The organism is Solemya elarraichensis gill symbiont (assembly GCF_002021095.1).
Classification (GTDB): Bacteria; Pseudomonadota; Gammaproteobacteria; order Chromatiales; family Chromatiaceae.
This window is the reverse complement of the sequence record NZ_MPRK01000283.1, coordinates 1-2,014: the sequence shown is the minus strand read 5'-3', so window position 1 is coordinate 2,014 and position 2,014 is coordinate 1. Positions and strand designations below refer to the sequence as shown.

Here is a 2,014-nt window from a genome sequence, read left to right as displayed (position 1 = left end):
GAACAGAAATCGACTCCTTTTCACGCATCTACTCCTACGGCAGTGCAGGGCATGGTCCGCAACGCTGGGAAGTGCAGACAAAATCCGGCCTGGTACTCAACTATGGCGATAGCGATGCTGTCATCAGTGCGCTATCCGGCAGCCATACCAGTTGGGGCGTCAAACAGATCAGCGATACACTCGATAACAGCATCGATATTGAGTACCTGACAGGGCAGGGCCATCTTCAGCCTAATCTGATCAGCTATGCCAACGTCACCGTCAGTTTTGAATATGAAGCGCGGCAGGATCACATCAAGGTCTTCAGCCCCACAGGGTCGCAGGTAACTTACGACCAGCGCCTCAGCAGGGTTAAGGTCGCGACAGGTGATGTCACACTGCACACCTATCACCTTGGCTATCGTGAAAGTGCCATTCTGAAAAAGAGCATGCTAGAGCAGGTCACCCTGTGTGCCGACGAGTCTAACTGTCTGCCACCAACCCGTTTCAACTGGACCGATTCCGACGAACACTGGGGTTTTGATGAAGGTGAATATCTGGCGCAGGGATATGCAGAGGGGCAAATGTATCGTCCGACCCGGGGTAGTGATGGCGTTGATGCGATGTTCCAGGATATGAATGGTGATGGCTGGCAGGATCGTGTCTACGATCGGAATCCGGTAACAGAAACACGAGGATTGTCTGTTTCCCTGAATGATGGCAGTGGTTATACAACGAATGAATTCTGGTTGTCAGGAAGGTTTAGTAGAAAATATTTCAGACCGATTGATAACAATGATAATGGTAAAGATGCCAACCTGTTCGATATGAATGGAGATGGCCTTGTCGATCGTGTCTACGATGCCAATCCGTACGATGAGTCACAAAAGGGTTTGCATGTGATGTACAACACAGGCTCCGGGCTCGAATCACCGCTACGCTTGCTGCCTGCACAACATGAGAACTGGATGGATGCGCTGATTGATGGTGGTGAGGATGTTAACGGTACATTGTTGGACTGGAATGGTGATGGGTTGCCTGAGAGAGTTTTTGATCGTCAGTATGAGTTAGTGACCGGAAGTTGGCAGAAAACCTATGGCATCAGTGTTTTTTTGAACTCGGAAAGCGGATTTTACTACGACGGTTTCTGGGATAGTGGTTTCAAAGAGAAGTGGATGGCATACCCAACAGAAGGCGGGGAGAACGGCAATCATGCCCTTTTTAGAGATATGAATGGCGATGGATTGCCTGATCGTGTCTACGACCGACACCCGCAAACTGGCGTACGTGGCTATTATGTCACGCTCAATAATGGCTCAGGTTTTGATGATGCACAACTCTGGTTCAGTGGTGCACGCGATAAATGGATGTACATGCCAAGTCATAACGCAAATACCGCTGGGGTTGATATCAATGGCGATGGACTCACTGATCATTTGCTCGACCGTGACCCCTATACAGAATCACGCGGCCTGACGGTCTTGTTGAATAATGGCAGTGGATTCGAAGCGCCAGAGAAATGGATTCAAGATTTCGAGAACAGAGGTCAAGATGATCCGTATAACGATGGTGAGCATGAAGATGCCTCGCTGATTGATGTCAATGCGGATGGATTGCCTGATCGGGTATTTGACAGGAATCCTTTTACCGACCAGGAGGACGGACACTACGTTATGCTCAACACGGGGACCGGTTTTGAATCAGGCCGCTACTGGGCAACAGGCTATTTGGGTGATCGTATGTATACACCCACCTGGCGTGATGGCGGCGCCAAAGTCATGTACAGAGACGTCAATGCTGACGGTTTTCCCGATCGCGTATTCGACCGCAACCCGCACACTGGTACTGCCGGTCTCTACGTAACCTACAACAAGGGCAAGCAGAGCCGTATCAAAATCATCACATCCGGTCTTGGTGCGAATATCTCTGTTGAATATGCAAAAAGCAACCTGGTTAATTCACGTGTTCCGGGTTTAACGTCTGGAACCAGCATCAGCACACCAGTTCCCGCAGGCATCGTCACAGCAGTAACAAC

Annotated in this window: 1 protein-coding gene; it reads left to right on the top strand. The window is 49.9% G+C overall.

Annotation, left to right across the window (positions count from 1 at the left end; translation table 11 throughout):
* Positions 1–2,014: hypothetical protein (locus BOW51_RS10180; RefSeq protein ID WP_078477615.1), on the top strand; the 2,014-nt coding region annotated here is incomplete at both ends.